This window comes from Acinetobacter sp. A3 (assembly GCF_012371415.1).
In the GTDB taxonomy this organism is placed as follows: Bacteria; Pseudomonadota; Gammaproteobacteria; order Pseudomonadales; family Moraxellaceae; genus Acinetobacter.
Window position 1 is genome coordinate 1 of the sequence record NZ_JAAZQW010000034.1, and the last position, 23,428, is coordinate 23,428.

The 23,428-nt window shown below is 41.3% G+C and carries 27 protein-coding genes; 10 read left to right on the plus strand and 17 right to left on the minus strand.

Annotation, left to right across the window (positions count from 1 at the left end; translation table 11 throughout):
- Positions 1-47 precede the first annotated feature (47 nt).
- The gene (locus tag HHA42_RS10510) at positions 48-560 is read right to left on the minus strand and encodes a hypothetical protein (protein WP_168419221.1); all 513 of its coding nucleotides are present in this window, start codon (positions 558-560) and stop codon (positions 48-50) included.
- Between the two features lie 331 nt (positions 561-891).
- Between HHA42_RS10510 and HHA42_RS10515 the strand changes: the two genes are divergently transcribed.
- Positions 892-2,094, plus strand: a complete 1,203-nt coding sequence (locus HHA42_RS10515; protein WP_168419220.1) for an NAD(P)/FAD-dependent oxidoreductase — start codon at positions 892-894, stop codon at positions 2,092-2,094.
- A gap of 154 nt (positions 2,095-2,248) precedes the next feature.
- Here HHA42_RS10515 and HHA42_RS10520 read toward each other — a convergent pair whose 3' ends face one another.
- The 4 genes from HHA42_RS10520 to HHA42_RS10535 all read right to left on the minus strand — a co-directional run bounded on the left by HHA42_RS10520 (position 2,249) and on the right by HHA42_RS10535 (position 5,152).
- Positions 2,249-2,401 carry a hypothetical protein gene (locus HHA42_RS10520; protein ID WP_168460559.1) on the minus strand — a complete coding sequence of 51 codons (153 nt, stop codon included), beginning with the start codon at positions 2,399-2,401 and terminating at the stop codon, positions 2,249-2,251.
- Positions 2,402-2,588: 187 nt separating this feature from the next.
- On the minus strand, positions 2,589-2,759 hold the full coding sequence (locus HHA42_RS10525; RefSeq protein ID WP_168419219.1) for a hypothetical protein: 171 nt from the start codon (positions 2,757-2,759) through the stop codon (positions 2,589-2,591).
- Positions 2,760-2,873: 114 nt separating this feature from the next.
- Complete coding sequence (locus tag HHA42_RS10530; protein ID WP_168419218.1) at positions 2,874-4,604, minus strand: mechanosensitive ion channel; 1,731 nt, start codon at positions 4,602-4,604, stop codon at positions 2,874-2,876.
- A gap of 269 nt (positions 4,605-4,873) precedes the next feature.
- Complete coding sequence (locus HHA42_RS10535) at positions 4,874-5,152, minus strand: hypothetical protein (protein ID WP_168419217.1); 279 nt, start codon at positions 5,150-5,152, stop codon at positions 4,874-4,876.
- A 206-nt stretch (positions 5,153-5,358) separates the two neighbouring features.
- Here HHA42_RS10535 and HHA42_RS10540 point away from each other — a divergent pair, with 206 nt between their 5' ends.
- A complete protein-coding gene (locus tag HHA42_RS10540; RefSeq protein WP_168419216.1) occupies positions 5,359-5,781 on the plus strand; it encodes a hypothetical protein in 423 nt (140 codons plus the stop codon).
- A gap of 99 nt (positions 5,782-5,880) precedes the next feature.
- Here HHA42_RS10540 and HHA42_RS10545 read toward each other — a convergent pair whose 3' ends face one another.
- From HHA42_RS10545 to HHA42_RS10555, 3 genes are read right to left on the minus strand one after another with little or no spacing between them, the layout of a single operon-like run.
- Positions 5,881-6,213 (minus strand): hypothetical protein, encoded by a 333-nt coding sequence (locus HHA42_RS10545; protein ID WP_168419215.1) that lies wholly within the window; start codon positions 6,211-6,213, stop codon positions 5,881-5,883.
- Positions 6,210-6,536 carry a hypothetical protein gene (locus HHA42_RS10550; RefSeq protein ID WP_168419214.1) on the minus strand — a complete coding sequence of 109 codons (327 nt, stop codon included), beginning with the start codon at positions 6,534-6,536 and terminating at the stop codon, positions 6,210-6,212. Before HHA42_RS10550 ends, HHA42_RS10545 begins: the two co-directional genes overlap by 4 nt.
- Before the next feature lie 7 nt (positions 6,537-6,543).
- Positions 6,544-7,305, minus strand: coding sequence for a ferredoxin--NADP reductase (locus HHA42_RS10555; RefSeq protein WP_168419213.1), 762 nt, complete (start codon positions 7,303-7,305; stop codon positions 6,544-6,546).
- 85 nt (positions 7,306-7,390) lie between these two features.
- Here HHA42_RS10555 and gigC point away from each other — a divergent pair, with 85 nt between their 5' ends.
- Positions 7,391-8,272 carry a LysR family transcriptional regulator GigC gene (gene gigC / locus HHA42_RS10560; RefSeq protein WP_168419212.1) on the plus strand — a complete coding sequence of 294 codons (882 nt, stop codon included), beginning with the start codon at positions 7,391-7,393 and terminating at the stop codon, positions 8,270-8,272.
- A 46-nt stretch (positions 8,273-8,318) separates the two neighbouring features.
- Here the strand turns inward: gigC and HHA42_RS10565 are convergent, their stop codons facing one another.
- Complete coding sequence (locus HHA42_RS10565) at positions 8,319-9,470, minus strand: IS4 family transposase (protein ID WP_168419211.1); 1,152 nt, start codon at positions 9,468-9,470, stop codon at positions 8,319-8,321.
- A gap of 130 nt (positions 9,471-9,600) precedes the next feature.
- The gene (locus tag HHA42_RS10570) at positions 9,601-9,894 is read right to left on the minus strand and encodes a cold shock domain-containing protein (RefSeq protein ID WP_168419210.1); all 294 of its coding nucleotides are present in this window, start codon (positions 9,892-9,894) and stop codon (positions 9,601-9,603) included.
- A gap of 436 nt (positions 9,895-10,330) precedes the next feature.
- Here HHA42_RS10570 and HHA42_RS10575 point away from each other — a divergent pair, with 436 nt between their 5' ends.
- Positions 10,331-11,551 (plus strand): outer membrane protein transport protein, encoded by a 1,221-nt coding sequence (locus HHA42_RS10575; RefSeq protein WP_168419209.1) that lies wholly within the window; start codon positions 10,331-10,333, stop codon positions 11,549-11,551.
- A 68-nt stretch (positions 11,552-11,619) separates the two neighbouring features.
- On the opposite strand, the gene thrH is transcribed toward HHA42_RS10575, so the two are convergent.
- Positions 11,620-12,237: a bifunctional phosphoserine phosphatase/homoserine phosphotransferase ThrH gene (thrH, locus tag HHA42_RS10580; RefSeq protein ID WP_104852373.1), complete on the minus strand. Its 618-nt coding sequence runs from the start codon at positions 12,235-12,237 to the stop codon at positions 11,620-11,622.
- A 192-nt stretch (positions 12,238-12,429) separates the two neighbouring features.
- Between thrH and HHA42_RS10585 the strand changes: the two genes are divergently transcribed.
- The gene (locus HHA42_RS10585) at positions 12,430-13,161 is read left to right on the plus strand and encodes a phosphoadenylyl-sulfate reductase (RefSeq protein WP_168419208.1); all 732 of its coding nucleotides are present in this window, start codon (positions 12,430-12,432) and stop codon (positions 13,159-13,161) included.
- Positions 13,162-13,342: 181 nt separating this feature from the next.
- Positions 13,343-14,722 carry a wax ester/triacylglycerol synthase family O-acyltransferase gene (locus HHA42_RS10590; protein WP_168419207.1) on the plus strand — a complete coding sequence of 460 codons (1,380 nt, stop codon included), beginning with the start codon at positions 13,343-13,345 and terminating at the stop codon, positions 14,720-14,722.
- Between the two features lie 184 nt (positions 14,723-14,906).
- Here the strand turns inward: HHA42_RS10590 and HHA42_RS10595 are convergent, their stop codons facing one another.
- The 6 genes from HHA42_RS10595 to HHA42_RS10620 form a co-directional block, all read right to left on the minus strand.
- On the minus strand, positions 14,907-15,077 hold the full coding sequence (locus HHA42_RS10595; protein ID WP_096901775.1) for a PA1571 family protein: 171 nt from the start codon (positions 15,075-15,077) through the stop codon (positions 14,907-14,909).
- A gap of 133 nt (positions 15,078-15,210) precedes the next feature.
- Positions 15,211-16,665, minus strand: a complete 1,455-nt coding sequence (gene rng / locus HHA42_RS10600) for a ribonuclease G (protein WP_168419206.1) — start codon at positions 16,663-16,665, stop codon at positions 15,211-15,213.
- Positions 16,666-16,704: 39 nt separating this feature from the next.
- A complete protein-coding gene (locus tag HHA42_RS10605; protein ID WP_168419205.1) occupies positions 16,705-17,271 on the minus strand; it encodes a Maf-like protein in 567 nt (188 codons plus the stop codon).
- Positions 17,259-17,765, minus strand: a complete 507-nt coding sequence (mreD, locus tag HHA42_RS10610) for a rod shape-determining protein MreD (RefSeq protein ID WP_168419204.1) — start codon at positions 17,763-17,765, stop codon at positions 17,259-17,261. The genes HHA42_RS10605 and mreD overlap by 13 nt, the downstream gene beginning before the upstream one ends.
- The gene (gene mreC, locus HHA42_RS10615) at positions 17,752-18,609 is read right to left on the minus strand and encodes a rod shape-determining protein MreC (RefSeq protein WP_168419203.1); all 858 of its coding nucleotides are present in this window, start codon (positions 18,607-18,609) and stop codon (positions 17,752-17,754) included. The genes mreD and mreC overlap by 14 nt, the downstream gene beginning before the upstream one ends.
- Before the next feature lie 16 nt (positions 18,610-18,625).
- Complete coding sequence (locus HHA42_RS10620; RefSeq protein ID WP_096901763.1) at positions 18,626-19,672, minus strand: rod shape-determining protein; 1,047 nt, start codon at positions 19,670-19,672, stop codon at positions 18,626-18,628.
- A gap of 137 nt (positions 19,673-19,809) precedes the next feature.
- Between HHA42_RS10620 and gatC the strand changes: the two genes are divergently transcribed.
- The 4 genes from gatC to HHA42_RS10640 form a co-directional block, all read left to right on the plus strand.
- On the plus strand, positions 19,810-20,124 hold the full coding sequence (gatC, locus tag HHA42_RS10625) for an Asp-tRNA(Asn)/Glu-tRNA(Gln) amidotransferase subunit GatC (protein ID WP_168419202.1): 315 nt from the start codon (positions 19,810-19,812) through the stop codon (positions 20,122-20,124).
- Between the two features lie 52 nt (positions 20,125-20,176).
- Positions 20,177-21,655: an Asp-tRNA(Asn)/Glu-tRNA(Gln) amidotransferase subunit GatA gene (gene gatA / locus HHA42_RS10630; protein ID WP_168419201.1), complete on the plus strand. Its 1,479-nt coding sequence runs from the start codon at positions 20,177-20,179 to the stop codon at positions 21,653-21,655.
- Positions 21,655-23,130, plus strand: coding sequence for an Asp-tRNA(Asn)/Glu-tRNA(Gln) amidotransferase subunit GatB (gene gatB / locus HHA42_RS10635; RefSeq protein WP_168419200.1), 1,476 nt, complete (start codon positions 21,655-21,657; stop codon positions 23,128-23,130). The genes gatA and gatB overlap by 1 nt, the downstream gene beginning before the upstream one ends.
- Positions 23,131-23,292: 162 nt before the next feature.
- Positions 23,293-23,428, plus strand: a 136-nt coding sequence (locus HHA42_RS10640) for a transposase (RefSeq protein ID WP_168526423.1), incomplete at its 3' end; no start/stop codon positions are given.

Genomic DNA, 23,428 nt, shown 5'->3' on the forward strand with positions numbered 1-23,428 from the left:
AAGCAAACAAAGGAAGGCCACCTCTAATGGCTGCTTAACCTCTACTTTTAACTTCGGTTATTTATGGGAGGATTACCACCCGAGCCAATATCAAAAACATCTACCCGATTTGATGAATAAGAGGTCGCATACAAGCGATTATTATGCACATGCAAATCCAGTAAACGGTTCCAAGCTTGTCCTAGACTTGGAATATTCTGTGCATGAATTGTACTGAGGGCTCTTTTAGATTTTAAGTCATAACGTAAAATGCTGGCTTGGCCACCATCGTTCGCAATATACATAATATCTTGATGTACCACCATCGCACGTGGTGTCCAGCTTTCAAAACCAAAAGTTTGCGCTGTGAATTCTGTTGCCACATCTGCAAGGCGAATTTCATTGATTAATTTTTTGGCTAGGCTTGCATCTTGTGGGGGTGTAGGCTGAATTGGATGAGAAGGTGCTGGTGTTGGGTTGGCAGGATTTACTTCTGTAGATACAGAATCACCGCCGCCGCCGCCACACCCTGCTAGACCTATACTTAAAATCACAGCAAGGCTTAAACGTGTTTTATTCATAAATTTCCCCAAGAAACACAGTCACGACACAACAAACATGTCAAAAAATAAAATTTACTTTGGAGAAGCAAACACAATTAATCAACTATAAATTACTGTTTTTTTTATCTAGTTTTTAAAACAACCCCATCACATAAACAAAACCTTATTGCACAAATTACCACCATCTCCACGTAAAGTGTCTACATCACGACAGTGATCTATTTAATTGATAATCATTTCATGTTTTATAGGCAATACTCACGTTCCAAACGCATTTCAGTATTGAAAATGCGACATCCTCAAACGATAAAGTCTATAATAGTCCGCTTTCATTTTCTCTCGGTGCGACATGGCAACTGCAAATCAATATGATGTTTTGGTATTAGGCGCGGGCGCATCAGGGCTGATGACCGCCTACATGGCTGCACAGCGTGGTCGCAAGGTATTAGTGCTGGAAAAAGCCAATAAAGTGGGTAAAAAAATTCTAATGTCAGGTGGTGGAAAATGTAATTTCACCAATTTAGAGGTCGAACCCAACCACTACATTTCACATAATCCACACTTTGTGATTTCAGCATTAACCCGTTATACCAATTGGGATTTTATTGGCTTAGTCTGTGAATACGGCATTGAATATGAAGAACGCAAACATGGGCAATTATTTACCTTAAACGGCGCCAAAGAAATTTTAGCCATGCTATTGGCAGAATGTGAAAAAACGGCCTTAGTCGATATTAAAACCAATGCTGAAGTCAAAGCCGTGAATGCTGTGGATGATCAGGGCTTTCAGGTTGCCACAACTCTAGGCTACTTTCAGGCCACTTCAGTGGTGGTGGCTACAGGAGGTTTATCTATTCCTACCCTTGGTGGTTCAGGCATCGGTTATGAAATTGCCAAACAATTTGGCCATCATGTTTATCCAACTCGTGCAGGTTTAGTGCCTTTTACATTCTCAGACAGCTTTAAAGAAGTCACCACGCGTTTAAGTGGTAATGCTGTAGATGCAACCTTATCAAACTCACTGAATAGTTTTACCGAAGCCTTATTATTTACCCACCGTGGTTTGAGCGGGCCAAGTGCTTTACAGCTTTCCAATTACTGGGATGTCGGTCAAAGCTTTAAAATTAACTTTTTGCCCTATTTAGAACTCTATGATTTTCTAAAAACGAAAAAACAAACTCAGGCGAAAGTTTTACTGCGCACTTTATTGACTGAACACCTACCTAAAAGTGTAGTAACCGAATTACAGCAACTGATTTGGTCAGAGCTTTCTGAAACAGCAATTGGAAATATCAGTGATGAAAAACTTGAACACATTGCAGCGCGTTTAAATGCCTTTGAAGTCAAACCATCGGGTACAGAAGGTTACCGCACAGCCGAAGTCACTTTAGGTGGCGTAGATACTCAAGAGGTGTCTTCAAAAACCATGGAAAGTAAAAAACAAAAAGGCCTATATTTTGTTGGTGAAGTTTTAGATGTGACAGGACATTTAGGTGGCTATAACTTTCAATGGGCATGGTCATCTGCGCATGCCGCTTCAGAATATGTCTAAACGCATACATCGAAACATTTGAACCTATGAGATATTCACTATTTGAATTGTATTAAGTTAATCTATTTCAAGACAAAAATTCAGTAAATAGCAAAAAAGCCAGTTCAATATGAACTGGCTTTTTAAACTTAAAATTTAGATCAAGTATCCATGATTATTCAAGATAATCTGTACGGAATAATACCAATTTTGGCGTATTCGCTAAGCGTGCTTCCGCTTGTTGCATTTTTGCCACAGCATTTTGTTGATGCAGTGGTAATTTTGCCGAAAATTGAGGCTTCAAAGTACTACGTAACTTATTTAGCATGTTGATTTCTCTCATTATTGTCATCCTTACGCGAATTGTAAGACTTAAATATTTCAACTCAGTTAAAACTGAATTTTTTATTTAGACCTTATCCCTCATCTCACCTTTTTAAGCTTCTTTTGCTCATGAACTTTCATTCATTTTATTTAGCCAATCCTAGCCAAATTTGATTAATTTTTAACATAATTTAAGAGCTTGGTCTATCCTCTTTTAGATGATTTTTCTCAATATTTTCAGTTGGTTTTTCTGGTGCTTCCGGTTTGGCAAAAACAAATTTATAAGCAGCAACAAAAAAGCCTATGGTAATACCTGCAATCACAATCGGTGCAAAGAATTTATTAGGTGCTTGTTTTGACATGCTGCACTCCTGTATCAACCTATTTTTTCTATTCAGGGAAATCCATCCATAAAACAAAGATCGACCAGCACGGGTCTGATCGATCTTAATCATTCAACGAAACTGCTGAACAGGTTATTTCGGGTCATTATTTGGTGTTTGATCCACATCAGGTTCTGCTTCACCTGTAGAACCAAAAGGTTTATTTACAGCTGGATGTTCTGGATCAACTTTCAAACTGTCTGGCACCGCATGATCTGTGGCAGCTTCAGCAGGTGCAGCGGTATCATTATCAGCTACAGTACTTTGTGCTTGCGTTGCCATCGGTGTCATTACAGTTGTAGATGGCGCTGCGTTTTGTACTTCTGTTTCACGCAATGGATTTGGTTGATTCGCCTCTCGTTTGGCTTTATCAATCAAATCAGTTAAGACACGCTCTGCAGGTTGACGACCACCTAGACCGAAAGCCAAAGCAAAAGCCACAGCTACCGCACCTAAAGTTAAGCCAAAGGCCAAGTTCACGATAGAGTCAGCAATACCCATCGCACGTAAGCCCATCGCCACCACTAAGCCCATAATGAGAATACGGACCAAGTTCGCTAACCAACGTGAGCTATTATATTCGCCACGTTGTACCACTTTGGCCACCAAATTTGCTAGCCAGAAGCCAATTACCAGAATAACAGCACCCAACAGAATGTCGGCACCAAACTGGATGAACATGGCAATCAAGCCACTGACTTGCTCAAAGCCCAAGCGATTTGCTGCTTCAGATACAGCAAACAACATGGTAAAGAACACAATCAGATAACCGACCACGCATGAAATTTTAGTTGTGCCTAAAAAACGTTGTAGGTCAAGTTTGGCAGGAATTTCATCTACACCTGTACCTGCAACCACTTCTACCACAATATTGGCAACAAAGCGTGACACCACATAGGCTAAAATAAGAATCAGACCCGCAGCAATAATATGCGGAATCGCATTCATAATTTCATACAACATGGCTGTTGCAGGTTGCGAAATAGCTTCTATGCCGAGTGCTTCAAAACCAATGATTAAAGCTGTGATAATAACTAAGGCAAAAACAAATGAACCTAGCAATTTAGGTAAATTGGAATTTTTAAAGATGCCCACTTTTTCAGCATGCTGCTGTACATTCAAGCTTGCCAATAAACCTTCAACAATGCCACGCACAATTTTTGCAAGAATATAGCCCACAAAAACAATCACGCCCGCAATGAAAATATTCGGTAAATAAAGCACAACTTCATTCACCATATTTTGCACAGGGAAGAGCAAACCGTTTAAGCCTAAAATCGAAAGTACGATTGGCAAGAACAGCAATAAAATCAACCAATAGACAATTTCACTGATATTTTGGCTTAAGCCACTCACGCCTACATCAGAACTGAGTTTTTCATCCAGTTGAGTGCGTGCTAACAGCTTTTTCATGCCAACTCTGACTAGATTCGCTAAAATCCAGCCAATAAAACCCACAGCAACCGCTGCCAATAATGAAGGTATAAACAGCAAGAACTGCTGAATCATATTACTGAATGGGCCGCTGACACTGGTCAGATTCAGTACATTGAGCGCACCAATGACCGCAATAATTAAAATAACCCAGAAGATGACCCGCGACACAATCACTTCAATATTTGAACGATGTCCCGTTGCATGTGCCAGCTTCTGATCTGTACCCATTTTTTGTAGGACTTTTTTAACGCCCCCAGCCACGAGTAATGCCACAATCCATCCAACAAGCAATATTGCAACAGCCGCCAGAATCGGCTGAAATTGCTCCCAATAATACATGGCATCAAAACCTCTACCATGTAGGTTCCCATTAAAATAATCATTCATCGTCTATAGTCCTCATGGTGATTACGCTGATTTTCTAAGGACCATTTGCAACTGTCCCGCAGCGTAAAACTGCTTTTTATCGATTCAAATTATTGAGTAAAGCTCTATTCACCATAGAATTTGCATATTTTTTATTCAACCTTGGGATGCAGAATCGCAACAATTCTACAAAGGAGTGTCAATAAAACTTGCGAAAACCCACAAAAAAGCCCTGCATAATGCAAGGCTTCAATGTTATGGGGCTGTTTTTTCAGCTCATGTACTCATCGCTACTGATCAGTTGCGGTGGCAGTATCACTGTCCACTGCTCGAGCTTCATCCCCTGCTGTACCTGTTGTTGTACTATTGGGTGTCGCTTGTTGAACTTCAGGATTAGGATGCCCAGGCGGTGCATCACTTGGACTCGGTTTACGATCCGCCATCATGTAAATCAGCAATGCCAATAAAAAAATACCCACCAATATCAGCATAAACACTGGAATACGTTTTTTACGGGTGATTTCCTCAGTGGAACTTACATGAGGTGGTTTATTAAAATCATGTGGCATGTTCCCCTCACTTAAAATATTTATCTGATGAATTTTTATACTAACAAGCTGCTGCAATGCTTTGTGTCACAAAGCATAGTGAGATGGTGAATAGATGTAATAAATGTGAAGTACCGATGCTCACTCATCACCCCATGCAGACAAAGCTGCCTCAAGTGTGGAAATGCGCTATAATCATGGCCCGTTTTTTGTGTATTTAAAGCTTTATGGCGTATCGTCAACAAAGTGTATCGCTTGATCTTGACACTGACGTCACTCATCAATGTGCCTTGCACTATACCCGTGATGGGCATCTGATTGGTATTATTGAATTTAGTAAACCAAGCTATCTCTTAAAATGGAGCGATTTGGAATATTTCCGACGTCGTACTGAAGAATTTTCGGTGATGCCTTTTCCAGATTGCATCAATGCCATGATTATTGATATTCGCAACATTGCTGCCTTTTTGGACAATGATGTGCCAATTTTGCCATGGCGCATGCTGGAAGAAGAATGTCCTGTGCGCTTGGTCGTACCGCAAGAGCGTTTAGAACATTATGCTGGTTTTTTTGAACCAACTTGGCTCAGCAGCGATGTAGACAGCGCAATTCAGGAAATCCGTGAATATATGGATATGTTTGTGCATTAATTTTTTTAAAGTTGAGCCACACAAATATCAAAAAACCTCATCTGCCAAACAGTAGATGAGGTTTTTTGTAGATGATGAAATAACTTGAACAACCATGTTTTAGCGAATGGTGAAAATACACTTATTTTCAAAGCTCGCTTTAGGCAACCATAGCCATTGTTTATAACGTACCTGATCTATGCCAAAGCTTCGCATTTTTTCGCGCGTGTAGCGCCAGCCTACACAGTGTTGATACTGATCATAATGTGGCGCCTGCCCTACAATTGTGGATGCTTGCTGCACTTTAATTTTCTGGAAAAAAGCCGTTTCTTTGGCACGAATAGGGCCAATGTACTCGTTATATATTTGCTCCATTTCCGCACTTTCAATTTGCATTTTTTGCAAACTACCGCCATGCCAACCGAGCTGACTACGTAAGTTTAAATATTTCACTTTGCCCGCAGGGAAAACATAATTGGCACATGAAGAAAAGCAATGCAGCCTACTTCAACATTTAGTTGATGGTCGTAGACCAAATTGCCCAAGTCCATTCCTAAACCAATTTCACCACCACGGCTATTAATTTTTAGTGTATCAACCTGACCTGATAGCTTTAAGAGTTCTGCTGCACGTGTATTGGCTTCCGCACTCAGTGGCCCATCATAAATTAGGGTTTTGCCCTGTATCGCGACATGTGTTTCTACAGTTGCAGACTGCGCAGCACTTGCAACAGTCCATATAAGTCCTACACATGCGATAAATTTAAATAATTGCATCACAGCCTTACCAATAGTTTTCTACGGCAATATTACCTTCCCCACGGCGATTCATGGTCAAACCTCGTGCTTTTAAGGCTTCTTTAGTGTCATCGACCATTGCAGGGTTACCGCATAACATCACATGACTACTTGCAGGATTTAGCATTGCCCCTGCGGCTTTTTCCAAGGCACCGTTAGCGATCAACACAGGTAAGCGTTCATTGAGCGCTGCATTCGGATCACGGGTAATAATGGGAATAAATTTAAAACCTGAGTGTCCTTCCCCAAAAGTTTCGGCAATCTCGTGAATTTTATCGACATAGGCCAGTTCAGATTCGGTTCGCACACTATAAACCAAGTAAATATTTTGATATTTCGACCAAGTTTCAAAGTCTTGTAGCATCGATAAAAATGGTGCAAGACCTGTACCCGTTGCAAGCAGCCATAAATCCTCTGGCGTAGGCAGTTGGTAACGTGCCAAAGTTAAAAAACCGTAAGGTATTTTTTCTAAATATAACTCATCACCCACTTGCAAATGTTGCAAGTTCGAGGTGAATGCACCCTCTGGCACAACAATTGAGAAAAACTCCAAGGTTTCATCAAAAGGTGATGACACCACAGAATAAGCACGCACCACCAGTTCATCACCCACTTTTAAACCAATACGCGCAAACTGTCCTGCAGTAAATTTGAAATGTGCAGGGCGAGTTATGGTAAAACTAAACAAGGTATCGGTCCAACGATGCACCGAAAGCACTTTTTCTAAAGTAAATTTTTCAATTGACATGATTTGAACGTGGCGTGAAAGACTGTGCTCATGTTAGCATGTCGGGATAATTTATTAATATTTTTTAAATGTTAAGGCTTGATTCATGCGCATGACTTTACGCCAGTTGGCGGTTTTTGTAGCAGTTGCCCAGGAAGGGACCGTAACCAAAGCCAGTGATGCAGTTAAACTGACCCAAAGTGCTGCAAGTATGGCCTTAGCAGATTTGGAAGATGGTTTAGGTGCACCACTATTTGACCGCTTAGGTAAGCGTTTACAGCTTAACGATTTAGGTCGTTTTTTATTGCCTCAGGCCTTAGAAATTTTAGGACGCTGTGAAGCCTTTGAGCAGGCAGCCAAAGGCGAACTACAAAGTATCGATTTGCGTTTGGGCGCAACCCTGACCATTAGTGACTATTTAATGCCAGATTTAATGGCAGACTTTTTGCAAATTCAGCCACAGGCACATTTACAGCTACAAGTAGGCAACACACGCCAAATGATTGAAGCCGTCAATCAGTTTCAGCTCGATTTAGCGCTGATTGAAGGTTCATGTCATTTACCACAATTACAATGTATTCACTGGCGTGATGATGAACTCGCAGTGTGCTGTGCCCCAACACATCCTTTAGCGCAACTTAAGCGCGCCTTAACCACAGCAGATTTTGAAGATGCTGAATGGATTTTACGTGAAGAAGGCTCAGGTACACGTGAAGTATTTGACAATGCAATTTTAAAAGATTTGCCTGATGCGAATATTCGTTTGACCTTGGGGCATAACGAAGCGATTTTAAAAATTGTCGCAGGTGGCATTGGTATGTCTTGTATTTCACGACTGGCTATTGAGCCTTTGCTTGAGAAAGGTCAATTGGTGATTTTAGATACGCCATTTTGGCAACTCACTCGCCCACTGTTCATGTTAGTGCATCGTCAGAAATATCAAGGGCCTGGCCTTAAAGCATTTATGAAATTTTGTGAAGCGAAATAATCAAAAATAAAAAGAGGCTAAAAAGCCATTGCTGTCCCACAATTTTTCACAAGAGGAAGCTCAAATGAGCTTCCTCTTGTTTTATGGCTATTTTATCGGGTGAAAATAAAGCTTTTAAAGTTCTTCTTTCAAACAAATTCACTTGAATTATTCTGAGTAAACGTTGAACTGTCCAACCTGTTTTTCCTAAATGTCGAGCGAAACTCACCAATAAATAGGCGATCATCGCAATCCAGATTTGTGTCTGAATTGCGTTCCTGCTGCGGCCTAGAAACGCTTTTAATTTGAGATTCTGCTTAATCGCCTTAAAGAACAGCTCAACTTTCCAACGATCTTTATAAATCGCCGCAATGGTGGAGGCGGCTAAATGAAAGTTATTGCTGAGAAAGCTAAAGTGCTTGCCACTTTGCTGATCTCTATATTCAATTCTTCTTAACACTGGGGCTTTTCTTTTTAGGGCATGTGCGCTATTCAGCTGAATGGTTTCATCTTTTAGAATACCTTTGGATTCAAGCACTGGATGTTGCTGGATCACCTGATACACAGATTTAGGCCTAAAACGTGTGACAAATCCAATGTTTTGAGCAGTCAGATTTGCATACCATTGGTAATCGACATAGCCTTTATCAAAAACTACAATGCTGCCAGCAGGAAACTGGAATTTGCGGCCTTGTACCATGTCATTTTCTTTGCCATTTTCAACTGCAACAAACTCAGGAATATCATTGCTGTGATTCAATCCTATACTGAGTTTCATGCTGGCTTTTGAGTCGTGAACTTTGGCCCATTCACATAAGGAAAGCGACAGGTCAATATGACTGGCATCCAAGGAATACAAGGGATTATTAAAGCGAAATTTATGAGCTACTTTTGAGTGTTCATAGTATTTAAGCAACTTGTAAAATAGCTGTTGATACAAGGTAGCAGGCTGCTGCTCATTGATTCGTGCCAGCGTGCTTCGGGGAATAGACTTTGCTCCGAGATGACTTAGCTTTTCCTGTTGGCACTCCAAATTGGATTGAATATCTCTCAGACTTTGCCTACAAGAGAATTGAGACATCAATATGGCAATAAACTGATCCCACCGGGAAGCCGCTCTAAATTTCTGTCCAACATGGTGTACTTTAGCAAGTTGTTCAAAATCCTGTCGCACAACAGGTTTAATTAGCTCATGAAATACGGTATTCTGATGTGACAAAACCTGAATCCTGGTCGTTAAAGTGTTTGTTTGCACTCATATTTTAACTGTTAGGACTCAGGTTTTTTTATTTAAAGCAAACTATGGGACAGCAGTGGCTAAAAAGCCTCTTTTTTTATAGCAGCAAAACTTAACGCTTCAGATTGGATAACAATGCCGAAGTAATTGAAGTATTCACAGCCACTGCTTTGGCTTTTTTAGCTTTTTTGGATTTATCTTCTACAGGTTCAATGTTAATCGCTTTATAGCGATCCCCATTTTGAACCACATTAAACTTTACTCGGTCATTGCGCTTTGGTTCAGCCTCTGCCCCAGGAAAATCTGAAATATGAAAAAATACTTCGCCTTCAGGTGCGGCAATAAACCCGTAACCTTTTTCGGCATTGTATTGCTTGATTTTCCCTTGATATTGTTCAGATTTCATGGCTTGACCTTTTACTGGATGCGCTTTGTTTAAGTATATTAGATCTGTTGCGTAAATCCAAAAAGTTCATAGCTCTTAAATAAATTGATTCTAAAAACCTTTGATCTGACAAAATAATGACCGCATTAATAATCGAATACATTTAATTTAAGAGAATAGCGACCACTTAAAGGAAAAAATTACTCCACTTTTTATACAAGTGTTAACCAAATGTTCAAATTTAGAACAATTAAAACCTTGTACACCTGCCCAATATAAAATTAAATAATTGATAAAATTCATTTACTTAAAATTATTAAATAGTATTTTTACTCTAATCAAGTTCTATTTTTAACATGTTCAGTTCATTTGTTCTGCAAAGCTGAGCATTTACTCTTTTTTAAAATGTGTTACTTTTCCCGCACTTTTTTGTTACATAAAGCATCAGGGAATGACCATGAAGCTCAATAAAATCTATTCTGCTATTTTACTTAGCACTCTTCCATTTACGCCTGCACTTGCTGCTGGTTTAGACCGCTCTGGTCAATCTATTGCTGCATTTTTACAACCAGGGAATTATGCAGAAGCTGGGATTTCAGTCTTAGATCCAAATGTATCTGGTCAAGACAAAGATAAATACCAAGCTGATGACATGGCAGGTGATTATTACTTCCCACACGCAGCATTAAAAATTCAAGCAACTGACAAAGTTTCGATTGGTTTAATTTACGATCAGCCTTATGGCGCTGATGCCGAATATTCTGGTACCAATAATTTTGTAGAAAATAGACCAGTACCATTTCAGGGCAATACTTCAGTTGTAGTAGATACTCAAAACTTAAACTTGTTAGTTGGTTATCAACCTAATGAAAATTGGAATCTATATGCAGGTGCTGTATATCAGACAGTAGATGGTACTGTTATTTTACGTGGTACTGCATACTCAGCCTTTAATGGTTATGATTTTAAAACAGGTGAAGATGAGTCTGTGGGGTGGTTAGCTGGCATTGCTTATCAAATTCCTGAAATTGCACTTAAAGCCTCTGTTACTTATCGCTCTGAAATTGAGCATGAAATGACTGCTTATGAAAACTTTGGTGCAATAGGATTTACCCCTATTTCTGCACTAAATACAGCTATGACGCAAATTAGTTCAACAACAGGTAAAACACAACTAACAACACCCCAATCTGTCAATCTAGATTTCCAAACAGGAGTTATGGCAAACACTGTTGCATTCGCAAACCTTCGCTGGGTGGACTGGTCAAACTTTAAAGTACAGCCATACAAATTTGGCAAACTTACTCAGATATTAGGCCAAGCTGGTTATGTGCCGACCAAACCTAATGGCTTTAACCTTATAGACTATAAAGAAGACCAAATTTCTGCAACTGTTGGTGTAGGACGTAAGTTCAATGATCGTTGGGGTGGTAATGTATCAGTAGGCTGGGATTCTGGTGCAGGTAACCCTGTAACTACTTTAGGCCCAACTGAAGGTTACTGGAGTGTAGGTACAGGCATTCGCTACTCACCTGCTGAAAACTATTTTATTGGTGCAGGCTTTAAATATTTCTGGTTAGGTGATGCAGAGGCTGTCACTGGAGCACATACAGAAGCAGGTAAATTCGAAAATAATTATGCTGTTGCATACGGATTAAGTATCGGCTACCGCTTCTAAATCATTCAAAGCGTAAATACAACAAAGGGCATCTATTGATGCCCTTTGTTTTACCTAAATTTTAAGACTTAGGCTGGAATATCACGCACTGAAGCACCACGAATCGCCTCTTTCAATGCTTCATAACCATGAATGGCCGGGAATTGCGGGAATTCTGCAATTACATTGTCTGGTGCATCAAACAAGAAACCTTTGTCTGCTTCACCAAGCATGGTCGTATCGTTATACGAATCACCCGCAGCAATCACACGGAAATTTAAACCGTGTAAAGCTTTTACCGCCTGACGTTTTTGATCTGGTTGACGTAATTTATACGCAGTGATCATGCCATTTTCATCAGTTTCCAATTTATGGCAGAAAATAGTTGGCCAACCTAATTGTTTCATTAACGGATGAGCAAACTCATAGAAAGTATCTGAAAGAATAATCAACTGAAAGTGAGTGCTAACCCATTCAACAAACTCTTTTGCACCTGGGAATGGTCCCATATCTGCAATTACGGCTTGAATATCATTTAAACCTAAACCATGCTGTTTCAAGATATTTAAACGCTGAGTCATCAACACATCGTAGTCAGGAATATCACGTGTGGTTGCTTCAAGTTCTTTAATTCCAGTTTTTTTAGCAAAGTTAATCCAAATTTCTGGAACTAACACACCTTCAAGATCAAGACATACGATTTCCATGGGTTCTCCCAAAATACCAATTGAAAATTTTTCCCTATCATAGCCGAAGATTTGTTGTTTGCCTTGTTCTTTTTTAAATCTCTTTCATTCATAAGCATTTATTTTTTAGTGATAAGATGCTTTTCACAATTCAATTAAAATATTCCCCTAAAGAATGAAGATTAGCCCTCAAGCCAACTGCCAGGAATTGATATGACCACCATTCCAACCATAGATATTGTGGATGCGCTCGCAACTGAATACGCCAACAAATCGCCAAGCGATATTTTAAAACTTGCCTTAAGCCAGCAAGGCGAAGTGGCGATTTCATTTTCTGGTGCGGAAGATGTGGTTTTAATTGATATGGCATCTAACCTAGGCTTGCCATTTCGTGTATTTAGCCTAGATACAGGACGCTTACACCCTGAAACTTATCAATTTTTAGAAACTGTACGTAAATATTATAATTTGGATATTGAAATCTGCTTTCCAGAAACCGAAGCCACGCAACAACTGGTACAGCAAAAAGGCTTATTTAGTTTCTTTGAAGATGGCCATCAGGAATGTTGCGGTATTCGCAAGGTTCAGCCGTTGCGTAAAAAATTAGCAACGCTGGATGGTTGGATTACAGGACAGCGTAAAGACCAAAGTCCTGGCACACGTCAGGATATTCCTGTGGTGCAAGCCGATGCAGGTTTTTCAGGCCCAGGGAAGCAATTAATCAAATACAACCCTCTAGCGAACTGGTCAAGCAGTGATGTCTGGAACTATATTCGTATGATGGAAATTCCATACAACCGCTTGCATGAAAAAGGTTTTATTTCGATTGGCTGCGAACCATGCACCCGACCTGTATTGCCAAACCAACATGAACGTGAAGGCCGTTGGTGGTGGGAAGAAGCCACCCACAAAGAATGTGGTCTGCATGCAGGGAATCTAAAATAATCTCCTAGTTAAGGTCAATAAAAATCACAGACCCACTGGTGATTTTTATTGACGGATGCTGGCGCAAAAACCACTATATTTGTTTGATAAAAAAGATATACTGAAATTAAATCTTATATAACTCTAAAAAGCCTGTTCAGCAAAGAACAGGTGTATAAATTGCAGTGAGGCAATCCATAATATGCGTCCATTACACCCTATTGATTTTATATTTTTATCATTAGAAAAACGCCAACAGCCCATGCATGTGGGTGGATTATTCCTATTTCAAATTCCAGAACATGCGCCTGCCAGTTTTATTCAAGACTTAGTTGCCGACATACGTGAATCCAAGTCTATGCCAATTGCACCATTTAATAACAAACTGAATGGCTTATTTTGGGATGAAGATGAAGAATTCGATCTTGATCATCATTTCCGTCATATTGCCTTGCCTAAACCAGGGCGTATTCGTGAATTATTAACCTATATTTCACAAGAACATAGCTCACTGATTGATCGTGCTAAACCACTCTGGACTTGCCATATTATTGAAGGTATTGAGGGCAACCGCTTTGCAATGTTCTTTAAAATTCACCATGCCATGGTGGATGGTATTGCAGGCATGCGTTTGGTGGAAAAATCCCTCTCTCACGATGAAAATGCAAAAAGCATTGTTCCGCCTTGGTGTGTTGAAGGGCCACGCGCCAAACGCCTAAAAGAACCTAAAGTGAGCCGTTTAAAGAAAATTTTTGGTGGGGTCAAAGGTCATGTTGAAGCCACTCCGCGTGCAGTCTATGAAGTGTCGCAAACCGTTGCCAAAGACATGGGACGCAACCCTGACTATGTTTCTAGCTTCCAAGCACCAAGCAGTATTCTCAATCAGCGTGTAAGCGCATCACGTCGTTTTGCCGCTCAATCTTTTGAATTTGCACGTTTGCATCGTATTGCCAAATCATTGGGTGTGACCATCAATGATGTTGTTCTTGCAATCTGTTCAGGTGCGCTACGTGAGTACTTACTTGGTCAATACGCACTGCCGAAAAAACCCCTGATTGCAATGGTGCCTGCGTCTATTCGTGATGATGATTCAGAAGTTTCTAACCGCATCACCATGATTTTAGCCAACTTGGGCACACACAAAGAAGACCCGCTTGAACGTTTAAAAATTGTGCGCCGCAGTGTACAAAATGCTAAACAGCGTTTTAAGCGTATGAATGCCAATCAAATTATGAACTACAGTGCCTTTGTATATGGTGCTGCAGGTATCAATATTTTGTCTGGCATTATGCCAAAGCGTCAGGCCTTTAACTTGGTCATTTCTAACGTGCCAGGCCCACGTGAGCCTTTATATTGGAATGGTGCGAAGCTAGATGCGCTCTATCCTGCTTCAATTGTGCTAGATGGACAAGCTTTGAATATCACTATGACCAGTTATTTAGACAAGCTGGAAGTTGGTTTGACCGCATGTCGTCATGCATTACCGAAAATGCAAAACTTATTGCAGCATTTGGAAGATGAAATTCAGCGTTTTGAACAGATTATTGATGCACCTGAAGGTGTAAATAAAATTGTAGATTGATCTTTGAATAAGGCTTGCTAAAACTCACTCAATCTTCACCTTCAACCTGAAGGGCTTTCCCAATATTCGGAATGGATTTGAGTGGGTTTTTACCCTGTATTTCATATAACATCAATATGTTATACGACGCATAAAATGAGTTAAGGATAGATTTTACAATCAATTAAGGGGCAATTTATGCCCCTTATTTTTGAATACTACGACACTGTTTTAATAATTGCTGACAAACTGCGCTAATCATTGCTGTGGTAATTTGAGTTTCTTTACCTTGCTCATCCAAAATATAACCGTTATGTGTCACTTTACGATCTAAGACTTTCAAACTTTTTTTAATCACTGCTTCACTCATACCCATGACATACCTCATTTGCTAAACCGAGGGAGATGTTCGGTTTTGGCTACTGACTGTGTATGCTTAGTATTGAGAATTCGCTCAAAAAAGTAAAATTTCAGATGTAACAACTGTTTAGCGATATCCTGTTACAATTTCAGCTCAGAATGATATCGTATTGCTCTTGCGTATATAAATTTTCCACCTGAAATTTAATCACACGACTAACAAAATGCTCTAAATCCGCGACTGCTGGCGCTTCGGCAGTTAACAATCGGTCAATCACCGATGGATGCGCAACGACAGTAAAGCCACGTTGTGACTCAAATGCACGGGCATATCTTAAAATTTCTCGAAAAATTTCGTAACACACTGACTCAGCTGTTTTGACATATCCACGCCCCTGACAGGTTGGACAGGCTTCGCACAGTAAATGTTCTAAAGATTCACGGGTGCGTTTACGGGTCATTTCGACCAAACCCAATTCAGACACTTGGGTAATTTTGGTTTTGGCATGGTCTCGTTCAAGCATACGCTCAAACTGACTCAAGACTTCATCTCGGTGCTGCACTTCCTGCATATCAATGAAGTCAATAATGATGATGCCACCCAAATTACGCAAACGTAACTGGCGGGCAATTACTTGCGTGGCTTCCATATTGGTTTTAAATACGGTGTCTTCTAAAGTCCGCCCACCGACATAAGAGCCTGTATTCACATCAATGGTAGTCATGGCTTCAGTCTGATCAATCATCAGATAACCGCCCGACTTTAATGCCACACGGGTTTGCAATGCCTTTTGAATATCTTCTTCGACATTGTATAAATCGAACAGTGGCCGCTCACCAGGATAATGAATCAGACGATTATGCATATTCGGCACAAATTCATCTACAAACTCTTTTAATTTGGCATGAATTTCACGTGAATCGACATAAATTTTAGCGGTATTGTCATTGGCTAAATCACGAATCACGCGTTGTGGTAAAGGTAATTCTTCAAAAATTAAAGAGGGTACGGCAATACTGATTTGTTTACGCTGAATGTATTCCCACAGTTTTGCCAAATAGCACATGTCTTGCACCAAAGCGGCTTCATCTACCCCTTCGGCTGCTGTACGGACAATCACTGAGCCTGGAAGTTTATGCTCTGCCTGAATGCTTTCTATGATGCCACGCAGACGCTCTCGCTCTTCGCTCGACTCAATGCGTTGTGATACGCCAATATGACTGCCATACGGCATTAAGACCAAATAACGCGAAGGAATGGAAAGATCAGTACTCAGTCGGGCACCTTTAGTACCCAGCATATCCTTCATGACTTGTACCGTGAGAATTTGCCCTGGTTGCAACAACTCAAATACATTGGGTGTTGGCTGGCTACGTGGCCAAATCATGTCATTAATATGCAAAAAAGCAGTACGTGATAAACCAATATCGACAAAAGCAGCTTGCATACCTGGCAGCACACGCACGACTTTGCCTTTATAAATATTGCCCACCAGACCACGCTTGGCAGTACGTTCAACGAATAATTCATTGACCGTGCCGTTTTGAATTAACGCCACCCGACACTCCATCGGTGTGACATTAATCAACAACTCGTCAGACATAATAAAACTCAAAACATTATAAAAATTTTTGTGCAGCAGTTAATTTAGTGCCTTAACTGTCTGTAATAACTGTACGGTTTCATGCAAAGGTAAGCCCACAACATTACTGTAGCTACCTTCTATACGCGGAATATAACGTGCTGCAATGCCTTGAATTGCGTACGCTCCCGCTTTGCCAATCGGCTCACCTGTTGCCCAGTAACTTTCCATATCATCTAGGCTAAGCGATTGAAATTCAACCTGTGTACTTACCACTATACTGGATTTTTTCTGTTTTGTACCCACACAAACTCCTGAAAAAACATCATGTTTTCGACCAGAGAGTTGTGACCAAATGGCAAAGGCATGTGCCTTAGATTCAGGCTTACCCAAAATCTGCCCATCCACCCCTAAACTGGTGTCGGCAGCAATCACAATGGCATCAGGAAATAGCTGTAAAACTGCGTCAGCTTTGGCACATGCCAACCGCTCAACATACGCGGCAACGTCTTCACCAACCAAAACAGATTCATCAATGTCTGGACTGTAAATTTCAAATTCCAGTCCAAGTTGTTGTAGCAGCTCCCGACGTCGCGGTGAACTTGAGGCGAGAATTAAATGCGCCATTTTCTTAAGAAATAATACAACACGGGCCAAAGCAAAATGCTACTCAGCACAGGCTGCCAATGACGGGCGAACGGGAACTGTATTCCCCCCATAACTTGCAACACCCACATAATGGCAAGGTGTGCCAAAATCGCAATTGCACTGATCACCCATAAATTAGCAAAAGTCATGATGCGGCGTTCACGGGTCAGAAAACGTGCCACAAAAGTAATCACCACAAAACTTAGGGCATTCATACCCAAAGGTGCATCGAGAAGTAAGTCGGCAAATAAACCTGTGCCAAAGGCAAACCAAATTCCGCACCAGGTTGGTTGTCCAAGCACCCAAAATAGGGTCACCATTAACATAAATAATGGTCGCCAGCCAGAACCTGCGTATGACAATGGATACACCATAAGTACCGATGCTGCAATTACCGAAAAAATAATCGGAAACAGTGGGTCTTTATTCTTGTTTTGCCCTAGTCGGGTTTGTCCTAATTTAGCGATTGGCATTTGGCTGCTCCTTCGCTAAAGATTCTGAGAATAACACCACTACATGATGCCCACCTGCCAATTGTGCTGCAGGCACGACATCAATTTGGGCAAACTCACCTGAATTATGACGGCTAATTTTAGCAATGCTTCCAACCAAATAACCTGCTGGAAAATGCTCGCCCAAGCCAGAGCTATAGACTTTCTCTCCAACCTGAATATTGGCACTGGTCGGTACATATTCCATTTTTAAACGACCAAGGTCACCCGTACCAGACACAATGGCACGCATACCAGTATGTTCTAGACGTACAGAGAGTGAATGTTCTTTGTCTGAAAGCAGCATGACACGGCTACTATGCGGATAAACAGAAATAATCTGCCCCATAATTCCCTTATCATCTAAAACAGTTTGTCCGACTTTTAACTGATTTTGAGAGCCACGGTTAATCACAATAATATGTCGCAAAGGGTCAGCATCGGTGCCAATCACTTCGGCAATTTCCATGCGTCCATCAATGATTAAGGGTGTATCGAGCAACCCACGCAAGCGGGTATTTTCTGCAGAAAGTTCAGATAATTTTTGCAGGCGGACTTTAGCCTGTAACAACTCTGCCTGCATCGCGGTATTTTCACGACGCAACTGAGCTTCAGACTTACTTTGTTGACTTAGCCATTCTCGCGACAATACAGGATAGCTTGCAAGGGCATAAATTGGGTTATATGCCGCATACAAAACATCTCGTGCAGGTTGGATTACATGCGGAACACGCCAGTTAAAAAACAGGATGACCAAGCAAGTAATGACCGCAATAATAAAAGAGCGAAAAGATGGCGGTTGTCTGGAAAACAGATTTGTTTGCACCGCCGAATCCTATGTATTAGCCAACAAATAACATATCGTGGTTTGGATTATCAAAGAATTCCAGAACCTTGCCACCGCCACGGGTCACGCAAGTTAATGGTTCTTCTGCTACCACCACAGGTAGGCCTGTTTCTTGTGCCAATAGCTTATCTAGGTTACGTAACAATGCACCACCACCTGTCAGCACAATACCACGCTCTGCAATATCTGAAGACAATTCAGGAGGCGTTTGTTCCAATGCAGATTTCACTGCGGCAACAATGCTTTGTAGCGGATCAGAAATCGCTTGGGTGATTTCATCTGAAGTAACCGTAATGGCACGCGGCACACCTTCAGCCAAGTTACGACCACGAACTTCAATTTCCAGTGGTTTAGCACCTTCATCTGGCAATGCCATGCCCACTTCTTTTTTAATGGTTTCTGCTGTGGTTTCACCAATCACACAGCCATGCGCCTTACGCACATAGTTAATGATTTGCTCATCAAACACATCGCCACCAATACGCAATGAATCTGAATACACGCAACCCTGTAATGAAATAATGGCGATTTCTGTTGTACCACCGCCAACATCGACCACCATAGAACCACAAGCTTGCTCAACTGGCATACCCGCACCAATTGCAGCGGCCATCGGTTCTTCAATCAGGCGGACATCACGAGCACCCGCATTGAATACCGCTTCACGAATGGCACGGCGTTCTACCAAGGTAGATTTACATGGCACACACACCACTACACGTGGTGCAGGTGGGAATAAGCGCTTTTCATGCACTTTACCAATAAATTGGTTAAGCATGGTTTCAGTCACTTCAAAATCAGCGATTACACCATCTTTCATAGGGCGAATTGCAGAAATATTTGCAGGGGTACGACCCAACATTTGTTTGGCATCAAGACCGACTGCGGCAACAATTTTCTGTGAACCGCTGTGACGAATTGCCACAACCGTCGGTTCATTTAATATAATGCCTCGTCCTGGCGCATAAATAAGTGTATTTGCTGTACCTAAATCAATGGCTAGGTCTGGCGAAAACAAGCCAATTAGTCGTTTTAGAATCACGGAGTCGTTCTCGATTAAACTTTATGTGGACGCAAGTTGGCAACTTTAACTAAATGTGGTGCGTTGAACAAGTCAATCGCTTATTATAACGCACGATATTTTGAAATTTTTTATTAATACTGATTTTAGGTGATGTTATGTCTACCTCGGATGCTCAGCATTCTGCAGATTTAAATGCACAAACAGTTTCAGCAATTGCCAATCTTGCCCGTCTTAAACTCAATGATACGCAATCTGCTGAATATGCTCAAAGTCTAAATAAAATTTTAGGCATGATGGAAAGCTTAAAAGGCATTAATACTGATGACGTAGAGCCTTTAAAAAGTCCATTTGACCACCCGCAACCATTACGTGAAGACGTGGTAACTGAACAGAATCATCGTGAACAATATCAAGCTGTTGCTCCTGCAGTTCAGGATGGCTTGTACCTTGTTCCACGAGTGATTGAATAATTTATTCGGCTGTTACATTTTGACTTCATAAAAAGGTAAAAGAATTTTTCTCATGACAGATTTACATCGCTTATCGATTCGTGAAATCTCTGAGGGTTTAGCGGCAGCCAAATTCTCCTCTCGCGAACTGACTGAACATTATTTAAAACGTATTGCAAAAATTGATCCTCAAGTACGCTCTTATGTGACTGTGACCAATGAAGTTGCATTGGCTCAGGCAGATGCTGCCGATGCCTTACGTCAGGCAGGTCAAGCAACAGCTTTAACAGGCGTGCCTGTTGCGCACAAAGATATTTTTTGTACTCAAGGCATTAAAACCTCTGCGGGTTCAAAAATGCTGGATAACTTTATTTCACCTTATGATGCAACCGTGGTTGCACAAGGTAAAACAGCAGGTTTGGTCACTTTAGGTAAAGTGAACATGGACGAATTCGCAATGGGTTCAACCTCTGAAAGTTCATTCTACGGCGCAACCAAAAACCCATGGGCGCTAGATCACGTACCAGGTGGTTCATCGGGTGGTTCGGCAGCCGTTGTAGCGGCTGACCTTGCTCCTTTTGCGACAGGTACAGACACTGGCGGTTCAATTCGTCAGCCTGCATCATTCTGTGGTTTAACTGGTCTTAAACCAACCTATGGACGTGTTTCACGTTACGGCATCATTGCTTATGCATCTTCTTTAGATCAGGCAGGCCCGATGGCGCGCTCTGCAGAAGACTGTGCTTACTTAATGAATGTGATGGCAGGTCACGATGCCAAAGACTCAACCTCTATGGATAAAGCGGTTGAAGATTATGTAGCGAACCTCAATTCGACAGCACTTAAAGGCTTACGTATTGGTATTCCAAAACAATACTTCAATGTGGCTGGTTTAGATGCCGCAGTCAAAGCACGTGTTGAAGAATCACTGAAAAAATTAGAAGAATTGGGCGCAGTTCTGGTTGAAATTGACCTCAACATGACTGAAAGCTACGTCCCGACTTACTATCTGATTGCTCCTGCTGAAGCATCATCTAACCTTTCACGTTACGATGGTGTGCGTTATGGCTACCGTGCAGAAAATCCGCAAGATATTTTAGACCTTTACAAACGCTCACGTTCTGAAGGTTTTGGTGCAGAAGTACAACGTCGTATCTTGATTGGTACTTATGCCCTTTCTGCAGGTTATTACGATGCCTACTACGTGAAAGCGCAAAAAGTACGTCGTTTAATTCAGCAAGACTTCTTAAAAGCCTTTGAACAGGTAGATGTAATTGCTGCACCGACTGCACCAACCACTGCATATAAGATTGGCGCATCTTTAGACCCTGTTGAAATGTATTTGGGCGATATTTACACCATCGCGGTGAACTTGGCAGGCTTACCAGCAATTAGTGCGCCTGTTGGTTTTGACCAAGACAACTTGCCTGTTGGTTTACAACTGATTGGCAATTACTGGTCTGAATCACAACTGTTATCTGTGGTACATCAGTACCAACAAGCGACAGACTGGCATAGCAAACGCGCGGCAATTGCTGAGGAGAACGCATAATGGCGAAGAATACTGCTAAACCAAAATCAAACCTGATTGATGGTTGGGAAGTCGTGATTGGTATTGAGATTCACACGCAACTTGCAACCAATTCTAAAATCTTCTCAGGTTCATCCACCGAGTTTGGTCAAGACCCAAATACACAAGCCAGCCTTGTTGATTTAGCCATGCCGGGTGTACTGCCTGTTTTAAATAAAGAAGTGGTAGATTTAGCGATTCGCTTCGGTTTAGGGATTGATGCTTATATCGATCAAGCTTCTGTCTTTGCACGTAAAAACTACTTCTACCCTGACTCGCCTAAAGGCTACCAAATTAGCCAGATGGACAACCCAATTGTCGGTTTGGGTCATATCGACATCCAACTTGAAGATGGCACGACCAAACGCATTGGTGTAACCCGTGCACACCTTGAAGAAGATGCTGGTAAGTCGATTCACGATCAGTTTGAAGGCATGTCAGGTATTGACCTCAACCGTGCAGGTACGCCTTTGCTTGAAATCGTATCTGAACCCGATATGCGTTCGGTTGAAGAAGCCGTAGCGTATATTAAAGCGATTCATACGCTAGTGCGTTGGTTAGGTATTTCTGACGGCAACATGGCAGAAGGCTCATTCCGTGCTGACTGTAACGTGTCATTACGTCGTCCGGGGCAACCTTTCGGTACACGTTGTGAATTGAAAAACCTGAACTCATTCCGTTTCATTGAACAAGCGATCAATGTTGAAATTGAACGTCAAATGGAAATTTTGGAATGGGATGGCACCATTGATCAGGAAACACGTTTGTTTGACCCGGTGAAGATGGAAACGCGTTCAATGCGCTCGAAAGAAGAAGCGAACGATTACCGCTACTTCCCTGATCCAGACTTATTGCCTGTGGTTATTCCAGATGCGCAAATTGAAGCAATTAAAGCCACCATGCCTGAATTGCCTGCGGCACGTCGTGCACGTTTTGTAGCAGACTTTGCTGTGACTGAATACGATGCTCACGTTTTAACACTAACTCGTGAAATGTCTGAATTTTACGAAGTTGTGGTTGCTGCAGCAGGTGGTGCGGCGCAAGGTAAAATTGCGGCAAACTGGGTGATGGGTGAATTCTCAGGTGCACTCAATAAAGCAGGTTTAGATTTAGCAGAGTCACCTGTAACTGCTGAAAAACTTGGCGGTATGATCGCGCGTATTGTAGACAACACGATTAGCGGTAAAATTGCCAAACAAGTGTTCGGCTTTATGTGGGATGAAGGCAAAACTGCAGACGAAATTATTGCTGAAAAAGGCTTGAAACAGGAAACTGATACAGGTGCGATTGAAGCAATTATTAAGGAAGTGCTTGCTGCCAACGAAAAAATGGTTGAAGAATATAAGTCTGGTAAAGACAAAGCCTTCAACGGTTTAGTTGGTCAAGTGATGAAAGCGTCTAAGGGTAAAGCCAACCCTGCTCAAGTGAATGAATTAATGAAGAAATTGATTGGATAATTTATTCGATAATTAATTGATTTTATGTTATAAAAACCTCGCTTAATGCGGGGTTTTTTATATTTGAATCTTGTGCTATCACAGATAAAATGGTAATCCCCCCTAAAAATAATAGGATCTAAAAGTAGAATTTTCTCTTAAGATACGAGCCGGAGATTCTGCATGAAAACATCTAAATTTACTGACAGTCAGATCATGTCCATCTTGAAACAGGCAGAATTTGGCACACCTGTAGCGACCCTTTGCCGTGAACACGGCATGAGTAATGCTACCTTTTATAAATGGCGTGCCAAATATG

Bases quoted from the DNA above. Each gene is read 5' to 3' on its own strand.
- HHA42_RS10510 (WP_168419221.1), bottom strand. From the start codon at position 560: ATGAATAAAACACGTTTAAGCCTTGCTGTGATTTTAAGTATAGGTCTA.
- HHA42_RS10515 (WP_168419220.1), top strand. From the start codon at position 892: ATGGCAACTGCAAATCAATATGATGTTTTGGTATTAGGCGCGGGCGCA.
- HHA42_RS10520 (WP_168460559.1), bottom strand. From the start codon at position 2,401: ATGCTAAATAAGTTACGTAGTACTTTGAAGCCTCAATTTTCGGCAAAA.
- HHA42_RS10525 (WP_168419219.1), bottom strand. From the start codon at position 2,759: ATGTCAAAACAAGCACCTAATAAATTCTTTGCACCGATTGTGATTGCA.
- HHA42_RS10530 (WP_168419218.1), bottom strand. From the start codon at position 4,604: ATGAATGATTATTTTAATGGGAACCTACATGGTAGAGGTTTTGATGCC.
- HHA42_RS10535 (WP_168419217.1), bottom strand. From the start codon at position 5,152: ATGCCACATGATTTTAATAAACCACCTCATGTAAGTTCCACTGAGGAA.
- HHA42_RS10540 (WP_168419216.1), top strand. From the start codon at position 5,359: ATGGCGTATCGTCAACAAAGTGTATCGCTTGATCTTGACACTGACGTC.
- HHA42_RS10550 (WP_168419214.1), bottom strand. From the start codon at position 6,536: ATGCAATTATTTAAATTTATCGCATGTGTAGGACTTATATGGACTGTT.
- HHA42_RS10555 (WP_168419213.1), bottom strand. From the start codon at position 7,305: ATGTCAATTGAAAAATTTACTTTAGAAAAAGTGCTTTCGGTGCATCGT.
- gigC (WP_168419212.1), top strand. From the start codon at position 7,391: ATGCGCATGACTTTACGCCAGTTGGCGGTTTTTGTAGCAGTTGCCCAG.
- HHA42_RS10570 (WP_168419210.1), bottom strand. From the start codon at position 9,894: ATGAAATCTGAACAATATCAAGGGAAAATCAAGCAATACAATGCCGAA.
- HHA42_RS10575 (WP_168419209.1), top strand. From the start codon at position 10,331: ATGAAGCTCAATAAAATCTATTCTGCTATTTTACTTAGCACTCTTCCA.
- thrH (WP_104852373.1), bottom strand. From the start codon at position 12,237: ATGGAAATCGTATGTCTTGATCTTGAAGGTGTGTTAGTTCCAGAAATT.
- HHA42_RS10585 (WP_168419208.1), top strand. From the start codon at position 12,430: ATGACCACCATTCCAACCATAGATATTGTGGATGCGCTCGCAACTGAA.
- HHA42_RS10590 (WP_168419207.1), top strand. From the start codon at position 13,343: ATGCGTCCATTACACCCTATTGATTTTATATTTTTATCATTAGAAAAA.
- HHA42_RS10595 (WP_096901775.1), bottom strand. From the start codon at position 15,077: ATGGGTATGAGTGAAGCAGTGATTAAAAAAAGTTTGAAAGTCTTAGAT.
- rng (WP_168419206.1), bottom strand. From the start codon at position 16,665: ATGTCTGACGAGTTGTTGATTAATGTCACACCGATGGAGTGTCGGGTG.
- HHA42_RS10605 (WP_168419205.1), bottom strand. From the start codon at position 17,271: ATGGCGCATTTAATTCTCGCCTCAAGTTCACCGCGACGTCGGGAGCTG.
- mreD (WP_168419204.1), bottom strand. From the start codon at position 17,765: ATGCCAATCGCTAAATTAGGACAAACCCGACTAGGGCAAAACAAGAAT.
- gatC (WP_168419202.1), top strand. From the start codon at position 19,810: ATGTCTACCTCGGATGCTCAGCATTCTGCAGATTTAAATGCACAAACA.
- gatA (WP_168419201.1), top strand. From the start codon at position 20,177: ATGACAGATTTACATCGCTTATCGATTCGTGAAATCTCTGAGGGTTTA.
- gatB (WP_168419200.1), top strand. From the start codon at position 21,655: ATGGCGAAGAATACTGCTAAACCAAAATCAAACCTGATTGATGGTTGG.